At 61.7% G+C, this 20,271-nt stretch carries 20 protein-coding genes and 1 tRNA gene; 9 read left to right on the top strand and 12 right to left on the bottom strand.

Features of this window, described 5'->3' with window-relative positions; genetic code table 11:
* Nucleotides 1-30: 30 nt before the first annotated feature.
* The 8 genes from rfbB to IPF85_RS20400 all read right to left on the bottom strand — a co-directional run bounded on the left by rfbB (nucleotide 31) and on the right by IPF85_RS20400 (nucleotide 7,167).
* Nucleotides 31-1,053, bottom strand: a complete 1,023-nt coding sequence (gene rfbB, locus IPF85_RS20435; protein ID WP_343409908.1) for a dTDP-glucose 4,6-dehydratase — start codon at nucleotides 1,051-1,053, stop codon at nucleotides 31-33.
* Between the two features lie 47 nt (nucleotides 1,054-1,100).
* The gene (locus IPF85_RS20430; protein WP_343409907.1) at nucleotides 1,101-2,174 is read right to left on the bottom strand and encodes a glucose-1-phosphate thymidylyltransferase; all 1,074 of its coding nucleotides are present in this window, start codon (nucleotides 2,172-2,174) and stop codon (nucleotides 1,101-1,103) included.
* A 35-nt stretch (nucleotides 2,175-2,209) separates the two neighbouring features.
* Nucleotides 2,210-2,887 (bottom strand): CpsD/CapB family tyrosine-protein kinase, encoded by a 678-nt coding sequence (locus IPF85_RS20425; RefSeq protein WP_343409906.1) that lies wholly within the window; start codon nucleotides 2,885-2,887, stop codon nucleotides 2,210-2,212.
* 21 nt (nucleotides 2,888-2,908) lie between these two features.
* The gene (locus tag IPF85_RS20420) at nucleotides 2,909-3,568 is read right to left on the bottom strand and encodes a Wzz/FepE/Etk N-terminal domain-containing protein (RefSeq protein ID WP_343409905.1); all 660 of its coding nucleotides are present in this window, start codon (nucleotides 3,566-3,568) and stop codon (nucleotides 2,909-2,911) included.
* A gap of 132 nt (nucleotides 3,569-3,700) precedes the next feature.
* A complete protein-coding gene (locus IPF85_RS20415; protein ID WP_343409904.1) occupies nucleotides 3,701-4,405 on the bottom strand; it encodes a hypothetical protein in 705 nt (234 codons plus the stop codon).
* 96 nt (nucleotides 4,406-4,501) lie between these two features.
* Nucleotides 4,502-5,650, bottom strand: a complete 1,149-nt coding sequence (locus tag IPF85_RS20410) for a glycosyltransferase (RefSeq protein ID WP_343409903.1) — start codon at nucleotides 5,648-5,650, stop codon at nucleotides 4,502-4,504.
* Nucleotides 5,651-5,678: 28 nt separating this feature from the next.
* Nucleotides 5,679-6,527 (bottom strand): zf-HC2 domain-containing protein, encoded by an 849-nt coding sequence (locus IPF85_RS20405; protein ID WP_343409902.1) that lies wholly within the window; start codon nucleotides 6,525-6,527, stop codon nucleotides 5,679-5,681.
* Nucleotides 6,528-6,564: 37 nt separating this feature from the next.
* Entirely contained in the window at nucleotides 6,565-7,167 is a 603-nt protein-coding gene (locus IPF85_RS20400; protein ID WP_343409901.1) for a sigma-70 family RNA polymerase sigma factor, read from the bottom strand.
* Between the two features lie 140 nt (nucleotides 7,168-7,307).
* Between IPF85_RS20400 and IPF85_RS20395 the strand changes: the two genes are divergently transcribed.
* The 4 genes from IPF85_RS20395 (at nucleotide 7,308) to IPF85_RS20380 (ending at nucleotide 12,643) form a co-directional block, all read left to right on the top strand.
* Nucleotides 7,308-7,393: transfer RNA gene (locus IPF85_RS20395), tRNA-Leu, on the top strand.
* Between the two features lie 170 nt (nucleotides 7,394-7,563).
* On the top strand, nucleotides 7,564-8,532 hold the full coding sequence (locus IPF85_RS20390; RefSeq protein WP_343409900.1) for a hypothetical protein: 969 nt from the start codon (nucleotides 7,564-7,566) through the stop codon (nucleotides 8,530-8,532).
* A 121-nt stretch (nucleotides 8,533-8,653) separates the two neighbouring features.
* On the top strand, nucleotides 8,654-11,350 hold the full coding sequence (locus IPF85_RS20385; protein WP_343409899.1) for a cyclic nucleotide-binding domain-containing protein: 2,697 nt from the start codon (nucleotides 8,654-8,656) through the stop codon (nucleotides 11,348-11,350).
* Between the two features lie 165 nt (nucleotides 11,351-11,515).
* On the top strand, nucleotides 11,516-12,643 hold the full coding sequence (locus tag IPF85_RS20380; protein WP_343409898.1) for an alpha/beta hydrolase: 1,128 nt from the start codon (nucleotides 11,516-11,518) through the stop codon (nucleotides 12,641-12,643).
* Here IPF85_RS20380 and IPF85_RS20375 read toward each other — a convergent pair.
* From IPF85_RS20375 to gatB, 3 genes are read right to left on the bottom strand one after another with little or no spacing between them, the layout of a single operon-like run.
* On the bottom strand, nucleotides 12,632-13,153 hold the full coding sequence (locus tag IPF85_RS20375) for a nitroreductase family deazaflavin-dependent oxidoreductase (protein WP_343409897.1): 522 nt from the start codon (nucleotides 13,151-13,153) through the stop codon (nucleotides 12,632-12,634). The genes IPF85_RS20380 and IPF85_RS20375 overlap by 12 nt on opposite strands.
* A gap of 19 nt (nucleotides 13,154-13,172) precedes the next feature.
* Entirely contained in the window at nucleotides 13,173-13,553 is a 381-nt protein-coding gene (locus IPF85_RS20370; RefSeq protein WP_343409896.1) for a RidA family protein, read from the bottom strand.
* A gap of 24 nt (nucleotides 13,554-13,577) precedes the next feature.
* Complete coding sequence (gatB, locus tag IPF85_RS20365) at nucleotides 13,578-15,041, bottom strand: Asp-tRNA(Asn)/Glu-tRNA(Gln) amidotransferase subunit GatB (RefSeq protein ID WP_343409895.1); 1,464 nt, start codon at nucleotides 15,039-15,041, stop codon at nucleotides 13,578-13,580.
* A gap of 456 nt (nucleotides 15,042-15,497) precedes the next feature.
* On the opposite strand from gatB, the gene IPF85_RS20360 reads away from it, so the two are divergent.
* Nucleotides 15,498-16,847, top strand: coding sequence for an AI-2E family transporter (locus tag IPF85_RS20360; RefSeq protein WP_343409894.1), 1,350 nt, complete (start codon nucleotides 15,498-15,500; stop codon nucleotides 16,845-16,847).
* A gap of 29 nt (nucleotides 16,848-16,876) precedes the next feature.
* On the top strand, nucleotides 16,877-17,650 hold the full coding sequence (locus IPF85_RS20355) for a M23 family metallopeptidase (RefSeq protein WP_343409893.1): 774 nt from the start codon (nucleotides 16,877-16,879) through the stop codon (nucleotides 17,648-17,650).
* Between the two features lie 503 nt (nucleotides 17,651-18,153).
* Here IPF85_RS20355 and IPF85_RS20350 read toward each other — a convergent pair.
* The gene (locus IPF85_RS20350) at nucleotides 18,154-18,402 is read right to left on the bottom strand and encodes a hypothetical protein (protein WP_343409892.1); all 249 of its coding nucleotides are present in this window, start codon (nucleotides 18,400-18,402) and stop codon (nucleotides 18,154-18,156) included.
* 117 nt (nucleotides 18,403-18,519) lie between these two features.
* On the opposite strand from IPF85_RS20350, the gene IPF85_RS20345 reads away from it, so the two are divergent.
* The 3 genes from IPF85_RS20345 (at nucleotide 18,520) to IPF85_RS20335 (ending at nucleotide 20,244) form a co-directional block, all read left to right on the top strand.
* A complete protein-coding gene (locus tag IPF85_RS20345; RefSeq protein ID WP_343409891.1) occupies nucleotides 18,520-19,158 on the top strand; it encodes a HEPN domain-containing protein in 639 nt (212 codons plus the stop codon).
* A gap of 313 nt (nucleotides 19,159-19,471) precedes the next feature.
* Entirely contained in the window at nucleotides 19,472-19,978 is a 507-nt protein-coding gene (locus IPF85_RS20340) for a hypothetical protein (protein ID WP_343409890.1), read from the top strand.
* A gap of 116 nt (nucleotides 19,979-20,094) precedes the next feature.
* Nucleotides 20,095-20,244 carry a YgiT-type zinc finger protein gene (locus IPF85_RS20335; RefSeq protein ID WP_343409889.1) on the top strand — a complete coding sequence of 50 codons (150 nt, stop codon included), beginning with the start codon at nucleotides 20,095-20,097 and terminating at the stop codon, nucleotides 20,242-20,244.
* Nucleotides 20,245-20,271 lie beyond the last annotated feature (27 nt).

Raw genomic sequence — 20,271 nt, 5'->3', positions numbered from 1 at the left:
GAGGCGTGACCTACGGCAGACTGCCCAAACCTATTTCGATACCTCGCGCCCCGCGTAAAGGCGCTGGTAGAACTCGCGGTAATGCTCGCCGCTCTTGATCTTGCGCCACCACCATTCATTGGCCTGGTACCAGCGCACCGTTTTGACCACCGCCTCCGCGCACGAATGGCGCGGCTGCCAGCCCAAAGCCTTGAGCTTGCTCACATCCAGGGAATAGCGGCGATCATGCCCGGGGCGGTCCGTCACCGGCTGAATCAGGCTGGATGGCTTGCCCAGGGTGTCGAGCACCAGGTGGGTCATCTCCAGATTGCGCAGTTCGCTGCCGGTACCCACATTGTAAACCTCGCCGATCTGACCGTGCTGCAAAACGGCATCAATGCCTTCGCAGTGATCTTCGACGTACTGGTAATCGCGCATCTGCAGGCCGTCGCCGTACAGCGGCAGCGGTACGTCATCCATTGCGTTGGTGACAAAGAGCGGAATGACCTTCTCCGGGTACTGATAAGGCCCGATGTTGTTGGAGCCACGCGTAATCGTCACCGGCAGGCCGTAGGTGATGTGGTACGCGTTGACCATCAGATCAGCACTGGCCTTGCTGGCCGCGTAGGGCGAGCGCGGCTCCAGCGGGTCGGTTTCGCGCGATGAGCCAACGGGTACATGGCCGTACACCTCATCGGTAGAAATCTGGTGGTAGCGCTCCAGGTTGAAGCGCCGCGCCGCCTCCAGCAAAACATACGTGCCATAGACATCGGTCTTGACGAACGCGTCGGGATTCATGATCGAACGATCTACGTGCGACTCGGCCGCAAAATTGACGATGGTGTCAATCTGATGGTCTCGAATAGCCGCGGCCACCGTGTCAGCGTCAGCAATATCGCCCAGAACAAAGGCGTAGCGCGGATCGTCGTCCGCGTCGAGCAGGTTGTCCAGGTTGCCGGCGTAAGTCAGCTTGTCGTACACCACCACCTTGATGTCTGCATATTTACGCAGCAGGTAGTGGGTGAAGTTGGCGCCAATGAAGCCCGCGCCCCCGGTAATCAGATAGTTACGCACAGTCAGTCATTCCTCTTCATCTTCTCTTTTTTGCCCGCGGCGGCTCTTTACAGGATGCCGATACGGCTGTGATCGCCCAGGGTCAGCTTGAGCGCCTTCGGCTTGATGGGCGAGCGTGCCACCTCGACGTAACGGCCGACCAGGCTGTCCTCGATGCGGCTCGCAATGCCCACGATACGGCTGTGTTCCAACACGATGCTGTGCTCGATTTCGCTATCCTCGATCACGCAGTGATGGTAGATGGAGGTGAACGGTCCGATGTAGCTGTTGATGATACGCGTGTTCTCACCGATGATGGCCGGGCCGCGAATCACGCTGTTGATGATCTCCGCGCCTCGCTCGACCGTCACTTTGCCGCCAATCTGCGAATCGCGATCCACATAGCCAAGCATGACATGTTCGATCTCGTCCAACACACGGCTGTTGGCTTCCAGCATGTCAATCGGTTTGCCGGTGTCAATCCACCAGCCGCGGTGGACGTAGGGATGAACCTGGTAGGCGTTATCTACCAGCCACTGAATGGCATCGGTGATTTCCAACTCGCCGCGCCACGATGGCTGGATGCCGTTGACCGCCTCGAAGACGTGATGATCGAACATGTAGATGCCGACCAGCGCCAGGTTGGAGCGCGGGTTGCGCGGCTTTTCCACCAGGCGCACGATGCGCTGGGTCTCGTCCAGTTCGGCCACGCCAAAGTGCTGCGGCTCGGCCACCGGCGTCAGCACAATCTGGCTGTTCCACGCGCTGGAGGCAAACTCGCGGATCAAGGGACTGATGCCGCCTTCGATGACATTGTCGCCCAGGAACATGACGAAGCGATCATCGCCCAGGAACTCCTGGCTGATCTTGACCGCGTGCGCCAGGCCCGCCGGAACCTCCTGCGCAATGAACGTCGTCTTCACGCCCCAGCGGCTGCCGTTGCCCACCGCCTCGCGCACCTGGCGCGCGTTGTCATCCACGCCCACCACGATGCCGATGTCTTGAATACCGGCATCGCGAATGGCTTCGATCACCCGGAACAGGACCGGTTTGTTGGCGACCGGCACCAACTGCTTGGCGTTCGTGTATGTCAGCGGATAGAGGCGCGAGCCTTTGCCGCCGCTCAAAATGAGTCCTTTCACAAAACTACCTCTCTGTCAGGGCTTCCCAATTGATTTCACCTGTAATATGGCCGCAAGCTGCGGTCAGGCGCGGCATTGTTCAACACGCTGCCCACGATGCGCGCGTTGACCTTGGCGAGCAGTTGCTGGGCGCGCTGTGCATGCTCCCGCCGCGTCCCGTTGGCATTGACAACCAGGAGCACCCCATCCACCTGCGAGGCCAGAATAGCCGCATCGGTCACCACCACCACCGGCGGTGCATCGAAGAGGACCAGATCGGACAGCGCGCTGAGCGCGGTCAGCAGCGCGGCCATGCGCTGCGACGCCAGCAGTTCGGTGGGGTTGGGCGGCAGGGGGCCGCTGGTCAACACGCGCAGCCCTGGCACCTCCGTCGCCTGCAAAACGGTCGCTTGCAGAGAGAGGTTCTGCAGGCCCTTTTCATCTGCCAGCGCCGTGGTCAACCCGGTGGCATTACTGATGCCAAACAGCTCGTGCTGGCGTGGGCGGCGTAAGTCGGCATCCACAATGATAACCCGGCGCCCCGCCTGCGCCTCGGTCACGGCCAGGTTAGCCAGCACGGTGGATTTGCCCTCTTCTGGCCCGGCTGAGGTGATGAGCATGGTGCGCAAGGGCCGGTCAAGGCTGGAGAAGGTGAGATTGGTGCGCAGGCCACGATACGCTTCGGCAATGGGTGACCGCGGGTCTTGCAGGGTCACCAGGTCTTTCGTTGTCATGATTCGTTTCCCTCTCGCTCGCTAGTCGGCCTGCGCGGGAATGGCGCCGAGCACCGGCAGCCCCAGGTGCTTTTCAACCGCCTGCGGGGTGCGCAGCACATCGGCATCCAGCCACTCCAGCCACAAGATCAGGATCGTGCCCAGAACCGCGCCCAACACCAAGCCGGCCGCGCCGTTCAGGGTGGGATTGGGCCGGAACAGCGGCGCATCAATGACATGGTCAATCACCTTGACCTCGATGCGGTCACGCTTGTCCTGTTGGTTGTAGTATGCAGTGCGTTCCTCCACAAAGATGTCGGACAGGGTCAGGGCAATCTGCCGGGCCACATCCGGGCGTTCATCTTTGGCATCAATCTGGATGGTGAAATTCGAGGAGTCGGAGCTGACCTCCGTGCGCTCCAGCAGATCGTAGGTGGTCATGTCCAACTGTGCGCGGTCAATGACCTTCTGCGCCATGTCATGGGTGTCAATGTTGATGACGAAATTGCGCAGCAGGTCCTTCGCGGTATTCCCCAGGCCCCAATCTGGCGTGCCTGGCACCACGCTCACCTTGGCGCTGGCGCGGTAGATTTTGGTCTGCGTCAGGCTGAAGCCAAACGCGGCCGCGGCCGCCAGCAGCGCCAGGGCGATGATGATCCAGCCGCGTTTACGCAGGATATTCAGATAATCTTGTAGTTCCATGAGTCTTGCCGACGTCTCGCTTCCGTTATCTGGCTGTGCAAGCCAAACGTCTGATCTCCGTTTGGGTAATGGGGGGCGTCTGTGATTCTACCACACGAATGAAAAAGCCCCAATCCCCAGCAATCAGGGCCGTTAGCGCCGGGGAATCTCAGCAAGCACCGCCAGCCCCAGGGCTTCAAGGTCGGCGCGGTCGCGCACGCAGGTATCCAGGTAATCCAGGAAGAAGCACAACGCCAGCCCGACCAGCAGCGCCAGGGCCAGGCGCAGTGGTAATTCGAGCTGCGCGCGCAGGCCCGGCCCGGCCGCGCTCACCTGGGGGCCGTCAATCAAGATGGCCGCGATCGGCACCGGCTCGGCGTCGCGATTGAGCAGGCCCGCGTAGAAGGCGCCCAGGTCGGCCTGCATCGTCTGGCTGATGGCGACCATGATCTGATTCAGTTCCCCGGCATGGCCCCGGCTGACGCTGAGGGTCAGAATGCGGTGCAGTTTGCCGGTCTGGGTGCTGCCTTGAATGGCGCCAGGGGAGAGGGCCAATCCGCTGTCCGCGAGGTGACGGCTGACGGCCGCAGCAAATGCGCTGCCCTTGACAATCTCGCTCAGGTCGTCAATCAGGTACTCGCTGCCCAACCAGGTGTAGTAGCGGTCGTAGGTGTAAACGCTGGCCGGCCGCGGCTCTGGCTGCAAACCAACGTTGTAGCGCATGGACGCCGTGTAGATAGGGGGCGGCGCCTGCCAGGGACGCAGCGTGACCAGGCTGAACAGGGCGACCAGCGCAACCAGGGCCAGCGGCAACCACCAGCGGCGTAAGATGATGTTCCAATAGTGACGTAATTCCATAGTAAGATCGCCTCGTAAGATCGCCTCGATAGGTTCGGCGGTTGAAACCGCAGCAACGATTGCGAAGCCTGCCTGACGCAGGCGGACGCGGTAGCGTCAGGGCGCGGCGTCGCGTAGGGGGCGGGTCGCCTGGCGCAGGGCCGCGCGATGCGCGTCCAGCTTTTGGGCGATGATGGTTTCCATGTCGCGACGGAAGCGCGCGGCGCTGAAACGTTCAGCATGGCGCCGAATCTGGTCAGGATCAAGAGTCAGCGATTCGAAGCGACGCACGGCCGCCTGCAATGACTCGACGCGCGGTTCACTGAAAAGGATGCCGGTTTCGCCATCCACAACGGTGTCGAACGAGCCGCCGCCGGCAAAGGCGATGACCGGGCGGCCGCACGCCTGCGCTTCCAGCGGGGCAATGCCAAAATCTTCCAGGCCAGGAAAGATGAAGGCGCGACAGTTCTGAAAAAGCTCGACCAGGCGCGCCCAGGAGACCCGGCCCAGGAAGGTGACGTTCGGCCCGGCAATGGCGCGCAGGCTGTCGAGGTCGCGGCCTTCACCGTAGACCAGCAGGGGGAGTCCAAGCTGGGTGAAGGCGCGCACGGCCAGGTCAACCCGTTTGTAAGGGATCAGCCGGCCGCCGGCCAGGTAGTAATCGCCCGGCGGCCGGCCAGAGGGGACGAAGCGCTCGGTGTCCACCGGCGGGTAGATGATGGTGCTGGCGCGGCCGTAGTATTTTTCAATGCGCCGCTGCACCGCGCGCGAGATGGCGATGAAATGGTCAACCCGATCTGCGGCCAGCCGATCCCACAGGCGAAAATAGCTGAGTAGCGGGCGTAGGGCCAGATTAGCCAGGCGCGAAAGGCCGCCCTCGCGCTGCGCATACGAATCGAAGTTCCAAATGAAGCGGGTGGGGGTCAGGCAGTAGCAGAGGTGCAGGGTTTCCGGACCGGTGATGACGCCGTGGCAAAAACCGCTCTTGTTGCTGACGACCAATTCGTAGCGACTCAGATCGAACTGCTCGAAGGCCAGCGGATAGAGCGGCAGATAGGTCTGATGATGGGTGAAGACGCCAGGCAGGCGCTGCATGAACGAGGTGTGAATGTCCCAGGTGGCAAACGCGGGACGCTGCCGGGCCAGGGCCGACCAGTAGATGCTGGTGTAGATGGGCGGGCGCGGCCAGAATTGGGTCAGCGCTTCCAGCACGTTTTCAGCGCCCCCAACCTGGTTGAGCCAATCATGGACAATGGCAACAGACACGAGTGTGTTTCACTGCACTTTCTGCGGGCTAGCGCGCCCGCAGCAGGCTGCGTCTCCAGGCCACGAACAAGCCGGTCGTCAGCAGCGCCAGGAGAACCTGTGCGCTGCGCAGCAAGTTGGGGCCGGCGGGAGCCGCGGGGGTATGCGCCGATGAATCTTGCGCCGTGACCGCGCGGTCAGCCGGCGGCGCCATCAGTTCGATGATGGGGGCGCCGGTCGCGGGCACCGTGGTGACAAGCGCACCCGACGCGCCGGCGGATGGTGCGGGTGGGGGCATGGTTGTAGCAACTTCAGTGCCCGGTGCGCGCGACGCCATCACAACCGTGGTGGCCGTCGGCGTCGTCGTCGCCTGCGCGGCGGCAGCGACGACAATCTCTGTGGCAGCAGTCGGCGACGGGATTGCTTCTTTGGCCGCCGCAATGGCCGGCGTGGCCGCTGGAACCATTTCAACCACCACCGTCTCAGACGCCTTGAGCGCCATGGGCGCGCTGGCCGAAGGCATCGTCCGACTCAGCGTCAGGTCACCCACAGAAAGCACGATGAATAGCAGCGCGGCGATGGCCATGCCATTGCGCAGCAGGGCGGGGGAGAACAGCGTGCGCCACCAGGGCGCGGCCGCGTCACCCGCTCCCCGCGTCGGCATGACATCCACCTCACGCAGGGTGAACGAACGCGGCAAACTCGCGCGCGGCAGCGCCTTGACCAGGGTCACGGTCTGCTGCAAGGAGGCCAGGCGCCAGGCGGTCTCTGAGTCTTGCGCAAGCGCGCGTTCGACCTGGGCGCGCTCCTGCGCGGTCACCTCGCCGTCGAGGTAGGCCGAAAGCAGTTCGTCGGCGATCTTCAGTTGGGGTTGGCGATCAAGATGATTGCTGTTCATGGCGTATCACATTCGACACCGGGCTGTGCGCGGGCGGTCACCGGCCATCAATGTCATTTTCCAGACGGTAACGCTGGGGCAATAGTTCCGCACGCTGCATCAGCAGATCGCGCAGACGCGCGCGGGCGCGACTGAGGCGCGATTTGACAGTCCCCAAGGGCACATTGCAAATGTCGGCCACTTCCTGGTAGGGAACGCCCTCGATGTCGGCCAACACGAGGGTCAGGCGTTGATCGGGCGGCAGGCTGTTGACGCTGCGGCTGATGAAGGCGCTCAGTTCCTCGCGCAGGGCGCGCGCCTCCGGGCCTTCACCGGGATGAACCAACGCCTCCGCGTAGTCCGGGTCTTCGGCCAGGTCGTCCAACGAACTGACGCCGTGACGGCCTCGCGCCCGCAGCCAATCGTAGCAATTATTGGTGACGATGCGCAGGAACCACGCCTTGAACGAGCCGCCGCGGTAGGTCTTCAACCCCCGAAAGGCCTTGATCGCGGCTTCCTGCACGGCGTCCGCGGCCGCGTCGGTGTCATCCAACATGCGATAGGCCACATTGTAGGCCAATGCCTGGTGATGTTGAAGCAGTTGGTTGAAGGCTCGCAGTTCGCCGCGCACAGCGGCGGCTATCAAGGCTTGTTCATCCATAGTCGGTTGGCCTGGTGCCGGCCGACGTCAGCTTGCCTGCTGGCGCCGCCTGGCGTTTTAGTCTACTTGACGAAACGTTCATCTTGCACTATACTGCACTATAGTCTTACAGCGCTTTCGTAAACGCCTGCCTCCAGCACGCCGAAGTGGCGGAATAGGCAGACGCGACGGTCTCAAAAACCGTTGAGGTGCGAACCTCGTGTGGGTTCGAGTCCCACCTTCGGCATCGGATTATACCAGGTGTTTACGAAAGACGCTAAACCTTTTTGGAGGAATGAAGGGGCTGGCCCGGCTCCGGTGCGGTGTTGTTGCCCACCAGACCAAGCAGCCCTTTATTTTATGGACTTACACCAGCGACACTTGGCCCGGTTTGTGTCAGTGTGCGGCCCCGTGCTCATGCTCGTGGTCATAACCGCGCTGCTGACGGGGTGTGCGCTGCCGCAGATCGCATCCAATGCCGCGAATCTCAGCCTGGATGACAAAGAAGCGCGTGCGCTCCAGATTGCCCAGGAGTATGTGGCCGATCAGAATGTAGACAAGGCGAAATCGAGCCTGGCAGATCTGCGCTTACCCAATAGCGCGCAGTGGGTGGCGCTGGTGGCCGAGAAGTATATCGGCGAGCAGCGCGACCGTGAGCAAACTCGTGCATTGGTCCTGCTCGCCCAGGCCCTGGGCAGTGGCAGCACACGCATGGCGCTCTTTGTCGCCACGCCCACACCGACTCACTCACCGACGCCGCTGCCGACGGCCACACCAACGCCTTCGCCCACAGCGTCCCCCACCGCGACGGCCACTGCGACACCTTTACCAACCGAAACGCCGACCGCCGCGCCCACGGCAACGAAGGCGCCGCCAAAACCAACCGTGGTGAGGGCGACGTCTACGCCGCGGCCCCCCACGGCTACCCCGAAACCGTCGGTAGATTATCGTGTCATCAAGGCCCGGCTGTTATCCAAAGATGAAAATCATGGTTGTGAAGGCAACCATAACTTCTACTTCCAGGTCATTGATGTCAACGGGGCGCCGGTCAACGGCGCGGTTGTGCTGCGCATCTACTCTGGCGAAACCAGCGTTGCGGGCAGCAAAGACTCCCCCTGGATGCTTGGCACGCAGGACCAGGGCTGGGGACAATTCGACATCTACAAGAACGGCGATCAACTGAAAGTGATCGCTGACCCGTCCAAAGGCGAAGTAGCCAGCGAAGTCACGCGCGCGATGGGTGTTCGCGATGAGGAAATCCCGATTCCTGAACTCATCGGCGCCGGCTATTGTAGTTCTGAAGCGGAATGTACACAGTTGGTGGCTGAAAACCATCTCTGCCGCTTCCACTACTCCTACGAAGTCATATTCCAGCGAACCTGGTAAGGGCAGACAATACCGACGTGTGACCTTGCCCCGCCGGTCACGCAATCAATATCAGCGACTCAACCCGCAGGTCGCGCCATCATCCCGCTACAGAAATCAGCACGACGGGAGGGTAGCAACTTTGAAACAAGACTTGATTCGAAACACCCCACTCTTTGCCGACCTGACGGCGGCAGAGCAGGAGGCCATCTGCGAACGACTGTATCCAGAGCAGTTTGCACGTGGCGCGCCGATCTTCGAACAAGGAGACCCGGCAGAGCACCTGTATCTGATCCAGTCAGGCTGGGTGCGCATTGTCGGTCCCGAAGGCGCGGCCCTGGCCAGCCTCGGGCCGGGCAGTGTCTTCGGCGAAGCCGATGTGTTCCTGGGGCGCACGCGCAGCACCTCCGCCCAGGCCGTGGCCAACATCGAAGCCTTTGTTCTGCACAGCAGAGACCTGAGCGCCTTGCTGGAGCGCAACCCACAGATGGGTGTGCGCCTCAGCCAGGCCTTTGGGGGCAACCTGGCGCAGATGGAAAGCTATCTGGCCCAGCGCTTGAGCGATCTCCCCGGCTTCGGCGACCTGCGCAGCGACCAACTGGCCCAGGTGGTACACCATCTGCAGCCGCAAACCATCGCACAGGGCCGCAGCGTTTTCCAACGCGGCGAGAAGAGCAAGGGCCTGTACATCATCGAACAGGGCGCCCTGCAGATTGGCAGCGGTGACAGCTTCGTAGAACTGATGCCCGGCCAAATCGCCGGTGAAATGGCGCTCTTGGCCGACAAGCCGCATACGCAGGATGCCCGCGCGGTGGAAGAGACCCTGCTGTGGTTCCTGCCCCGCAATGACTTCAGCGCCCTCACCACAGTCATTCCTGAACTACGCACCGTCCTCAGCCGCAACCTGCGCAGCACACTGTCCGCGGCCGATCAAACCAGCGCCGTCAATCAACTGCGCACGATGCCCCTCTTCGCCGGTGTGTCTGACGAGGTCCTGCGGGCCATCGCGCGGCGGATGCTGCTGCAGCACGTGCCCGCACGCCAGATCATCTTCCGCCAGGGCAGCGCAGGCGAAGCCCTCTACCTGGTAGAAAATGGCGACATCGAGCTGACATCGTCCCTGGAAAGCCCGGACGATGTGCTGGCACGCGTGGGCGTGGGCGGCTTCTTTGGCGAAATGTCTCTGCTCACCGGCCGCCCCAGCGCGGTCAACGCACGTGCCGTCAACGAAACCAATCTCTGGGTTCTCTACCGCAAGGACTTCGAGGAACTGACCGGTCAGTATCCTGCGCTGAGCATGGCCATCAGCCGTGCCCTGGCCGCACGCCTGGCCGATGCGGACGAACGTTTCGTTGATCGGCACCTGCAGAGACTGCCGCTGTTTGCCGGCCTGTCCAGTCAGCAGTTGGACGACGTGGCCTCTCATTTGACGCCGGAGCGCTTCCGTCGCGGCGAGACGATCTTTGTGCAAGGCGAGCCGGGCCACACGCTGTATCTGATCGAAACCGGTCGCGTCAGCCTGACCACTGTGGACGGCGGGCAAGAGTACGAACTGCCCACGCTGCACAGCGGCGATTTCTTCGGCGAGCGATCCTTGCTCACCGGGGACTCACACACCACCTCCGTCGTGGCGCAGACCGATGTGGATTTATGGACGCTGGGCCGCGAGGACTTCGAGTCCCTGGTGCAGCACTATCCAAGCCTGGCCCTGAATATCAGCCGTGCCCTGACGCGGCGCCTGCACCAGAGCGAAAACCGCCCCATGCAGGTGCGCCAGGCGCAGACAACCGTCACGGCGTCGCTGCCGGTCGCACCGGCACACCCGCTCATGGCGCCCCGCGCGACGGCGCCCATGCCAGCGGCGCCATCGCGCCGCCCTGCGCCAATGGCGTCGGCCGCCGCATCGCAAGCGCCGGCCGGCCTCTTTGGCGCGATCTGGGGCCTGGGACAGTCGGCCAACAATCTCTCCATCTGGTTCCAGTCACGCACCACCGGCACCAAACTGCGCCTGGTGGCTGTCATTCTGCTCTTCATCTGGCTGTGTGGCATTGCAGCGCCGCTCAGTCTGTTCAATGCCATCAGCCAGCGCAACGCCAGCTTGGGCGCGGCCAACCTGGTGGCGCTGACGCAGCGGAGCTGGCGCAACACCGTCGGTTCATCCGCGCCGGCGTTGGCGCTCAAGAGCGGCCAGACCATCGCCCTGGCGCCCGCACTCCCCAGCCTGCCGACAACCCCCACCTGGACGCCGGCCCCCACCGAAACGCTGATTCCAACGGAGACGCCGCTGCCGACCGCGACCCCCACGGAGACACCGCTGCCCACCACGACACCCCTGCCGACCGCAACGCCGACCAACACGCCGGCCCCTACCGCCACGGCACGCCCTGCGCCCGCGGCCGCACGCGTGGCGCCGGCGCAGCAAAAGGCGGCCCCCCAGTCCGAAGCGCCAAAATCTGGCAATCAGTACGTGCTGAAGGAAATGCGCCGTCTGACCCCGTGCGAGAACAAGGGCAACCACAACATCTTCGGCCTGGTCATTGATGCGGCCGGCAACCCCATTGACGGCATCACCTTCATTCAGACGCCGGGCGATAACCCGGGCGAGGTTCTGGACAAGAACGTCAGCGGCTCCAAGGGGCCGGGCAAGTTCGAATTCGTCATGTGGAAGGGCGCGCAGTACGCGGTCTTTGCCACCAACGACGGGCAAAGCCCCAGCGGTAGCGACATCGCCCGCCCGATGCACTCCAACTTCATTGACGAAGCCGAATGCGCCCCTGGCGAAGGCGGCAACACCCTGTTCCATAACTCCTTCGCGGTCGTTTTCGTCAAGACCCGCTAACGCGGCGCCGTCCCGCGGCGAACCAACAACAAAAAGATGGTCAAGGCCCACGTCCTTGACCATCTTTCTTTTTGGGGCTTGCTTCGCGAATCGCACGCTCTATGTTACAATAGGCCCGTTCTGCCGGGCGGGCAGACACAGTCAGTTCAGGAGACAACAGACGAATTGAAGACGATCAAGACGATCAAGAAGATCAAAAAGATTAAGATGAGACCCATGCTCATGCTGCTGCTGATCCTATCTCTCGCCGCGTGCAACCAGGTTGCGCCCCCCACCGCATCGCCGGTTACGCCGCCAGCGGTCGCCACGGCCACCAGCGAACCTGCAGCCACGGTCATCCCTGCGGCCACGCGGACATCTGAACCAACCACAGCGCCGACGGCAACACCGGCGCCGCCAACAGAAACGCCCACAGTCGAACCGACCGCCCGGCCCACGCTCGACCCGGCCGCCCTGGACAAGTCCACGCGCAACATCAAACAGAAGAACCTGCCCACCTGCGTCGTGGACGGCGTCACCCTGCGCATTGACCTCTACCGCCTGCCCGAAGTCAAAGGCCCGACCCCGACGATCATCTACATTCATGGCGGTGCGTGGATGAATGGCAGCAAAAAGGGCGGTTATGGACTATCGGTGATGCCGCAGTTGGTCGTGCGCGGCTACTCCTTCATCGCCATCACCTATCGCCTGGCGCCAGAGGCCAAATTCCCGGCCATGATCGAAGACATCAAATGCAACATCCGCTTCTTGCGTGCGCACGCCGCGGAGTACAATCTCGATCCGACCCGCTTCGGCATCCTGGGCAACAGCGCGGGCGGGCACCTGGCCGCCCTGGCAGCCGTCACCGATGAACGCGCCGGCTTCGACGGCGCCGGCGGCTATGCCGAGCAGTCCAGCCGGGTCCAAGTGGCCGTGGACATGTACGGCCCCACCGACCTGACTGCACCCGAAATCACCGAGAAACCGGAATTCAAGCGCATGATCCAACAGGTGTTTGGACTGACCGACTCCACGTCAGACTTGCTGTGGCGCGCCAGCCCCCTGTTTCAGGTCACGCCCGATGACCCGCCCACCCTCATCGTGCATGGTGAACAGGATACAACCGTACCCTTGCAGCAATCACAACGTTTCTACGATCAGTTGAAAGCCGCCGGCGTGCCCACGGAGCTGATTCTGGTCAAGAATGCCGCACACGGCCTCGTGCCCGAGGGCGGCGAACTCAGTCCCAGCATTGACGAGGTCAATCGTCGGATTGCCGATTTCTTCGATCGCTATCTGCGCCTAAACCGTTGAGGTAACAGGTGTCAGCACGATGACCGGGATGGGTCGCCCGCCGGTGCGCACCTTGTAGGCCTGATAGCCGGGATAGAGTTTGACCGCGGCCGCCCAATAGGCGTCGCGTTCCGCGCCCTCGGTCTCCCGTGCGAGGTAGACGCGCTCCTGCCCGCGCAGCAAGACGCGGGCCTGCGGATGGGCGCGCAGGTTGTGATACCAGGCCGGGTAGTGCGCCTGACCGAAGTTAGAGGCAAAGATGACCAGGCGTTCGCCATCTTCGACGGCCACCAACGGCACGGTGCGCGGTTGACCGCTCTTGGCGCCGGTCGTCGTCAGCGAGATGATGGGCAACCCGGCCAACAGACTGGTGACAGAACTGCGTCCATGCGTCCAGCGCAAGACCGGGCGGTCCAGCAGGTGCATGAGCCGGGCAAACAACCAGGAACCTGGCTTCGACCAGGCCAGGGGCAGAATCAAGCGCCGCCAACCACTGGGTACACGCACGTTGGGCGTCAAAGGCGTCTCCATTTTCTTTCAGCTCTCCGATTCACTCCACAAACGCCACAACTTCGATCTCCACACGCGCATCAGCCGGCAGCGCCCCCGCCTGAATGGTGGAACGCGCGGGCGGGTTGGAAGCAAAAAAGCGGGCGTACACGCCGTTGAAGGCTTTGAAATCGGCGATGTCGGCCAGGAAACAGGTGGTCTTGACGACATTTTCCATGCGGCTGCCGGCGGCCTCCAGAATCGCGGCCAGGTTCCTGAGCGCCTGCTCGGTCTGTGCTTCCAGGCCATCCACCAGCTTGCCCGTTGCCGGGTCCAGGCCCAACTGCCCGGCGGTGTAGATCAGGTGCCCCACTTTCACCCCTTGCGAATAGGGACCGAGCGCCGCGGGCGCGTGCGGGGTCGAGATGATTGTCTTTGACATACGCTTCACTCCGTGTCGAAAAGTTTACTCAGCCAGCGCTTGTTCCAGCAACTGGCGCACCACCGTTTGATTGGCCTTGCCGCGCGTGGCCCTCATCACCTGGCCGATCAGAAAATTGAGCAGATTGAGGTTGCCCGCCCGATACTTGGTTGCCTCCGTGGGGTTAGCCACGATGACCTCGCGTACGATCGCGTGCAGCGCATCGCTATCGCTCACCTGGGCAAGGCCTTCCGTCTCCACAATGTCCGCGGCCGCCTGGCCGGTTTCCAGCATGGTCGCGATGACCCGTTGCCCGATGTTGCGGTTGATGATGCCGCGATCAAGCAGGGTCAGCAGCGCCGCCAGGTTGTCGGGCGTTACCTTGAGCGACCTGATGTCCTGGTTCGCACTGGACATGGCGCTGAAGAGAGGCCCAGTGATCCAGTTGCAGACCTCACGACCCGCGCCGCCATAGGCAGCAACCGTCGCTTCGAAGTACGCGGCTACCGCCTGCGTCGCGACCAGGGTTGCTGCATCGTTGAGATTGAGTCCATACTGAGCCATGAAGCGCGCCTGCTTGGCGTCGGGCAGTTCGGGCAGGGTCGCGCGCAACTGCTCCACCAACTCCCGCGTGATACGCAACGGCGGCAGGTCTGGCTCCGGGAAATAGCGATAATCATGCGCCGATTCCTTGCTGCGCTGCACAAACGTGCGCCCTTCCGCCTCATTCCACCCCAGCGTCACCTGCTGCAGCGTGCCGCCCCGCTCGATCGTCTCGATGTGGCGCTTGACTTCGTACTCCACCGCGCCGCGCACCGCGCTGAAGGAGTTCAAGTTCTTGATCTCCACCTTGACGCCGTATTCACCCTGGGCGGCCTGCAACAGCGTGCGCACCGAAACGTTCGCCTCGCAGCGCATGGCGCCCTTCTCCATGTCGCCGCTGCTGGCGCCGATGTAGCGCAGAATCGTGCGCAGCTTGGTCAGGTAATCATACGCCTCCTGCGCGCTGTTGAGATCCGCTTCGGTCACGATCTCCAACAGCGGCATGCCCGACCGATTGTAGTCGAGCAAGCTGTAGGTGACGCCATTCTGGTTCATGTGCTTGGACTTGCCGGTATCTTCCTCCAGGTGCGCGCGCCGTACGCGAATCACCTTCGGCCGGCCGTCATCGCCGGTGATCGTCAGACTGCCGCCCAGGCACAATGGCAGCTCATATTGACTGATCTGATAGCCTTTGGGCAGGTCGGGGTAGTTGTAGTTCTTGCGCGCAAAAACGGCTGTTTCGGCAATCTCAGCAGCGAGGGCCAGGCCGGTGCGAATGGTCTGCTCCACCGCGCGGCGGTTGATGACCGGCAGCACGCCCGGCATGCCCAGGCAGACCGGACAGACGTGTGAGTTGGGCGGCGCGCCAAAGACGGCCGCATCGCACGCGCAGAACATCTTCGACGCTGTTTGTAGTTGGGCGTGGACTTCCATGCCGATGACAACTTGGTATTGGGTCATGGTCAACTCGTTGAGTAAGGGTATCTTCTCAATTTATAGGGGCGCACCCTTGCGGTCGCCCACGCGGGCAGGTGCAAGGCCATGCCCGCTCGCTCGCATTATACTCGCATTATACCATCTTCACCGCGATCACGGAAAAGAGCCTGAGAGAGCGTCACCGCCGGGGAGTGCCTGCGTCTCGCCCGCCGCTCATGTCCCCAACGTATCACAGGCACGCCTGAGTTGCCAACCTTTTGGCAACATTGCAACTCCGCTCTTGACACCGTATGCATGTTAGGTTAAAGTTATGCTGCAAGCGGGCACGAATTGCGCCTGTTTCCTTAGGCGAAAAAGTGAAGCCTATTCCCGCTTGCAGCATAGCAAGACATTATCGCCCTCCGATTGAGCGAACGAAGTCATGCGTCGTACACACCTGGTTGGCCGTCTGGTCAACCCTTGAAAAAATCGAACTGGACATTGAGCATGAACGATGAAACCCCAATCAGCAACGCCGCGCCGGTGCATGCACCGCTGACACGCTGGGATCGCAACTTCAAGCGCAACGTGGCCGTTGGCATGATCCTCACCGGCCTGCTGCTGATCTACCTGAGCCGGGCCGTGATTGCCACGCTGATCATGGCCGCCATCCTGGCTTACCTCATTCATCCGATGGTCAACCGGTTGATGCACCTGCGCCTGCCGCGCGGCCTCGTGACCGGCCTGGTCTACCTGTTCGTCGTTTTGCTGCTGATCTTCGTCCCCATCATTCTGATCCCGGTGCTCATCGAGCAGATCAGCACCATTCAGATCCCCTGGAACGATCTATACGTCGGGTTCCTGAAATGGTTCGAGGACTTCCCCCTGACCCACCCGTCCCTGCGTTTGTTGGGCTTCGAATTCGATCTCGGCCCCTGGTACCAGCGCATCAACAACGGATTTTCACAATTTCAGATTGACCAGATCTTCAGCCCGGAAACGGTCATCAATTACATCTCCCAGGCGCTGCGTTCTGCCTCCACCGTGGTGGGCGTGGCGACCGGCGTGGCCTCGAATGTGGTCGTCGGGATCTTCACATCACTGCTGGGCTTCCTCCTCACGCTGCTCTATTCGTTCTACATGGTCAAGGACGCGCCTCGCATGCGCGCCTGGGTTGAGGGCTTGTTCCCCGCCACCTACCAGCCAGAGATGCAAGAGCTGATGCAGCGCCTGGGACGCATCTGGCAATCGTTCTTTCGTGGGCAGCTCGTGCTCTGTTTGACCATCGGCACCGTCACCACCCTGGCCCTGGCCATCATCGGCATGCCCGGCGCCATCCTGCTCGGCCTGTTGGCCGGCATCCTGGAGATCATCCCCAACCTCGGCCCCATCATCGCCATGGTCCCCGCGCTGCTGGTCGCCCTGCTGCAAGGCTCGATCACGATCGAGATGTCAAATACCTCATTTGCCCTCTTGACCGTGGGGGTCTACGTGTTGATTCAGCAGGCCGAGAACAACATCCTGGTGCCGCGCATCATCGGCCAGAGCGTCAATCTGCACCCGTTGGTGGTGCTGGTTGGCGTTATCGTCGGCGCCACCCAGGCCGGCATCCTGGGAGCCTTTCTGGCCGCGCCGGTGCTGGCCACCCTGCGCGTGGTGGCCGGTTACATGTACGCCAAGCTGCTCGATCTGCCGCCCTTCCCCGCGCCTGACGCGCCAGGCGCGGGGACGCCGCCTGGCTGGCGGCAGCGACTGACCAGCACCTGGCAAGGGTTGCAACAGCGCCTGGCGCGTGCCGCTGTCCCTGCGCAGTCAAACGCCGACGCGCCGGCAGCAGAGACCGAAGATACGGCCTGAAACAAACGCTCGGCAAGGCAGGAGGACTCATGCCCATTCGTTTTCCCTTCAACGGCACTTTTCACATGAGCCAGAAGTTTGGCGGTAACCCCGCTTTCTATGGCCAATTCTCGTACGACGGCGTGCCCCTGAAAGGCCACAATGGACTCGATTATGGCATGCCTAACGGCACCGCAATCGTGGCGGTGGACGACGGCGACGTGATCGAAACAGGCTTCGAGGCCAACGGCTTCGGCAACTACGTCAAACTGCAGCACCGTTGGGGCGAGAGTCTGTATGCGCACCTGGAAAGTACGACGGCCAAAGAGGCGGACAGATTCACAGCAGGCGCAGTCATCGGCATCTCGGACAACACGGGCGCCTCCACCGGGCCGCACCTGCACTTTGGAGTTCGCATCAATCCCTACTCGCGCAAGGATGGCTGGGGCGGCTTCAGCGACCCTGAGCCTTACCTGGCCGGTACGCAGCAACTCCCCGGTGAACAGACGCCACAGACCTGCCTGGCGCTGGTGCTGCCTGGCGACACGCAGCCGCTGGGCTGGTACCGCACGGCCTGGAGCAACGAGAAACAGCAGCGCGAGCAACTGACGCGCCGCGTGGCCGCGCTGCAGGAGCAGTTCGACGTGGAGCGCGCCGACCTGCGCGAGCAAGCCGATATCTGGCGTGACCAGGTGGCCCTCCTGGTCAAGGAATACACCGGCAGCCAGCCAACCACCGACCCCATCCTGGCCCTGCGTGCGCTGATCAAGCAGCTCAAAGCAGCCATTGATCCCACTGACCCCGGGAATTGGGAGAAACCGTAGAGAAATCCGTCTGCTGATCGCATTTGGGATAACAGCCACGAGATGTGGATAACTTTGGGGAAAAACCCCTACCGCGTCGTGGATACTGGGGATAAGTGCATCTTTTTCCCAACCCTATCCCAACCGCCGGCAGCCCTAGATATGTGCCTTGCACACCCCGCGCGCCACTACATCTAGTGGTCAACGATTTGTACCACGGTTGCACCAGGCCACGAGGGTGAAATTTGGCCGGTCAGTTATTCTACTTGAATCCACAATCTATCCAGAACAGGCCCCGGGCAGGCCACAAGATGTAGTGCCCCAGCGCCTTGTCACCCCCATCCCTTGTGGTAAAGACCAGCAGACGACCCCCTTATCCACAAATCCACAGCCCCTACTACTACAACTAACTTATCATCATCTACAAGACGAATGACAACCTAACTTCTGCGCAGACTTTCGATTGACCCAAATAGATGCTCGCTGTATACTAACGACCAGTGAAATTTTGCCGTATTGCGCTGTCAGGATCCCATGGAGGTAGGCAATGACTCACGATCAGTTGCGTCATCTGACGGCCCAGGAGAAGCTGGCCCCTGCGGGAATACCTGCTGCGGCTGCGACAGGTATTCGGCAGCGAAGTGCTCTCTATCAAGCTCTATGGCTCCAAAGCGCGGGGAGATCATCACGAAGATTCCGATCTCGATCTGTTGGTGCGGGTGGAGCAGGACAACCGGCAGGCCCGCGAACATGTACTTGATTGCCTCGGACATCGAATTGAAATACGACCTTATTTTGGGCATGATGTTGGTAGGTCCAGCACACTACAACCTAATGCGCCGATTGGGGGAGCCGTTGTACAGAAATGTCCAACGGGAGGGAGTCGAATTATGGACGAGGACACCAAGCTCCTTGTTGGCATCCGACTAGAACGCTGCCGCGAAGACATCGCCACCGCACGGCTCCTCATTCGAGAGGGTAAATACCGGGTAGCTGTCAGCCGCGCCTACTATGCCATCTTTATGATAGCTACAGCGGTCTTGATCACGCTGGGAATCTCGCGCAGCAAGCATTCCGCCGTGGAGTCCGCCTTCGGTCATTACCTGGTCAAGGCAGCGCCCAAGGGTCTCAACGTCGTATTCGAGTTTTCGACCGAAAATCCAGCGGGCGCCCTCCGCGTCCGGCTGGCCCGCGGCAAGCGTCAGGACGCAGACGCGCTGATACTGGAAATGGTCTTGATCTCGGAAGATGCCGATGCGCCGGCGACGCCCGCCGACTTCCCTGCCTGGTTGGATGCTGCCCACAACGTCATTCACGACACCTTCTTCAAGATGATCGAGGGTCGCCTCGAGAGCAGTTCCGATGAATGTCTGGCCTTTGAGTCCGTGACCACCTGGGATGCCGTGCGTATCGCCCCCCCAGTTGCCAATGGTGCGAGAGGAGAGAGTTGCTTACCACGTTCGCGCCAGGTCACCCTTATGCCATGCGCGTCTCCTGCCGATCTTGCGCCAGGGCACGACCTCATCTGACGTTCGCTTCTCTCTCGGCGAGACCGGCGATCCTTTTGGGGATGCGAGTGTGGCCGTCACCCTGCTGAGTCTCGAGGAATTCTATCGCTTCCCACGGATCATGCGGTCACTACAAGTTCGGGGGCGGGGACTTTCGGTGCCCCCTTGATCTCGTTGGCTGAAGCACGTGAGTTGGCCGTGAAGATCGCGCTCGAAGCCGAAAGCCGTCGGCAGGAAGCGCGGGAGCGAGATGCTCTTTATTGGAGTGACCTGGAGGACGAGACATGATCTACGATTTTCCCGATCCTCAAGCCCACATCCGCCAGGTGACATCTTGCAGCGGATACCGCGCGTTGATCTCGATCCCGCGCGACTGCTCGTTATGTCTGATTCTCCACAGCCTAAAACCGAGGTGTTGGACTGGCTCAAGATCGCAGCAAGAATGGAGAGAACACCCGCCTTGGTGTCCGTCCGCCCCGTATACGCCATTGTCATCACGCAAGATTGCGATGCCGGCCGGGTCGAAGACATTGCGTTATGCGAGGTAGATCGTTTCGATGTCGTCTATCCTGCCGGCAAAGACGCCAAGTACCCGAAGCGGACAATGGATCTTATCACGAAGCAGTCACGCATTAACTTGAAGTGGTTCTACCTGCCTCGTGAGCCGCGCATCGGGTTTACCGTGCCGATGGCTGCTGATTTCCAATCAGTCTTGCACGTCTCTCGTGCCTACCTGGAACAGAATGTCGCCGCTATGCGACTGGCTCGCCTAAACGACCTTGCCGACGAGCACTTTCGTGAGCGCCTGGCAGAATATTTTCCGACGATACCCTTACGATGAATGGTATCCATTGGACAAGGCTGAGCTCGAGGAATACCGGCGTAGCAAGCCAGAGCCGATCCAACCGTACCCTTGGCAGGTGTGAGGCAACATAATCACACCCAACGGAGGTGAGCATGTTTCGTTGTCAGGTGTGCGGCAGCACTGAGGCTCGTTCTGAGGTAGTGAGCGAAGTGTTTCTGGTTGACGGACTGCCGGTGTTGGTCGAGGAGATCCCCGCAGTTGTTTGTGCGCGTTGCGGCGACGCAACGTTCAGCCGTACGTGACGACCGAACGGATTCGGCGCATGGTCC

This window comes from Candidatus Amarolinea dominans (assembly GCF_016704685.1).
Classification (GTDB): Bacteria; Chloroflexota; Anaerolineae; order SSC4; family Amarolineaceae; genus Amarolinea; species Amarolinea dominans.
Note: the sequence above shows the minus strand (reverse complement) of the source record. Positions and strands in the feature narration are given on the sequence as shown.

Bases quoted from the DNA above. Each gene is read 5' to 3' on its own strand.
- IPF85_RS20425 (WP_343409906.1), bottom strand. From the start codon at position 2,887: ATGACAACGAAAGACCTGGTGACCCTGCAAGACCCGCGGTCACCCATT.
- IPF85_RS20370 (WP_343409896.1), bottom strand. From the start codon at position 13,553: ATGTCAAAGACAATCATCTCGACCCCGCACGCGCCCGCGGCGCTCGGT.
- IPF85_RS20400 (WP_343409901.1), bottom strand. From the start codon at position 7,167: ATGGATGAACAAGCCTTGATAGCCGCCGCTGTGCGCGGCGAACTGCGA.
- IPF85_RS20350 (WP_343409892.1), bottom strand. From the start codon at position 18,402: ATGTCCGAGGCAATCAAGTACATGTTCGCGGGCCTGCCGGTTGTCCTG.
- IPF85_RS20390 (WP_343409900.1), top strand. From the start codon at position 7,564: ATGCTCGTGGTCATAACCGCGCTGCTGACGGGGTGTGCGCTGCCGCAG.
- IPF85_RS20335 (WP_343409889.1), top strand. From the start codon at position 20,095: ATGTTTCGTTGTCAGGTGTGCGGCAGCACTGAGGCTCGTTCTGAGGTA.
- IPF85_RS20405 (WP_343409902.1), bottom strand. From the start codon at position 6,527: ATGAACAGCAATCATCTTGATCGCCAACCCCAACTGAAGATCGCCGAC.
- IPF85_RS20415 (WP_343409904.1), bottom strand. From the start codon at position 4,405: ATGGAATTACGTCACTATTGGAACATCATCTTACGCCGCTGGTGGTTG.
- IPF85_RS20420 (WP_343409905.1), bottom strand. From the start codon at position 3,568: ATGGAACTACAAGATTATCTGAATATCCTGCGTAAACGCGGCTGGATC.
- IPF85_RS20345 (WP_343409891.1), top strand. From the start codon at position 18,520: ATGGACGAGGACACCAAGCTCCTTGTTGGCATCCGACTAGAACGCTGC.
- IPF85_RS20355 (WP_343409893.1), top strand. From the start codon at position 16,877: ATGCCCATTCGTTTTCCCTTCAACGGCACTTTTCACATGAGCCAGAAG.
- IPF85_RS20360 (WP_343409894.1), top strand. From the start codon at position 15,498: ATGAACGATGAAACCCCAATCAGCAACGCCGCGCCGGTGCATGCACCG.
- IPF85_RS20375 (WP_343409897.1), bottom strand. From the start codon at position 13,153: ATGGAGACGCCTTTGACGCCCAACGTGCGTGTACCCAGTGGTTGGCGG.